1 protein-coding gene is annotated in these 607 nt (G+C 67.9%); it reads right to left on the bottom strand.

The window, feature by feature from the left end; translation table 11 throughout:
- On the bottom strand, positions 1–554 hold a 554-nt coding region (locus FXF52_RS41235), incomplete at its 3' end, for a HAMP domain-containing protein (protein ID WP_148805070.1).
- Positions 555–607: the final 53 nt, after the last annotated feature.

Here is a 607-nt window from a genome sequence, read left to right as displayed (position 1 = left end):
GTGTTGACGGCGTGCAGGCGTTCGATGAGTTCGCCTCGGTCCCGCGTGGGGTCTTTGCGGGCGACGTCGAGGAGCGTGCGGGAGATCGCCAGCGGGGTGCGCAGTTCGTGGGAGGCGTTCGCGGCGAACCTCTGTTGCTCGGCGACGTGGGACTCGAGTTGTTCGAGCATCGAGTCGAACGCGTCGGAGAGTTCACGGAATTCGTCCTGGCGGCCCTTCATGCGGATCCGATGAGACAGCGCCCCCCTCCCTGCCATCCGTGCCGCATCCGTGATCTGTGTGAGTGGTGCGAGCATCCGGCCGGCGAGGATCCATCCCCCCAGGAGGCCGAACACGAGCAGGAAGAGCATCGCCACGGCCGCGGCGGGGGCGAAGGTGTGCACAAGGAGGTAGCGGTTGGGCGAGATCCCGAGAAGGCCCTGGGAGTTGTCGGGTACGTAGCGCAGCAAGAACCCCCACACCACGGCCAGCAGGAGAGCGCCGGCGACGGCGAGGAACCCGGCGTAGCTGAGGGTGAGTTTCAGTCGGGCGCTGAGCCCTGGGCGTCTAGGCATGCGTACTGCCGGGGGCGGTGGTGTTCCTGCCGGGGGCGGCGGTGCCCATACTG

Source organism: Micromonospora sp. MP36 (assembly GCF_008119785.1).
In the GTDB taxonomy this organism is placed as follows: Bacteria; Actinomycetota; Actinomycetes; order Mycobacteriales; family Micromonosporaceae; genus Micromonospora.
This window is presented reverse-complemented; position numbering and strand designations above follow the sequence as displayed.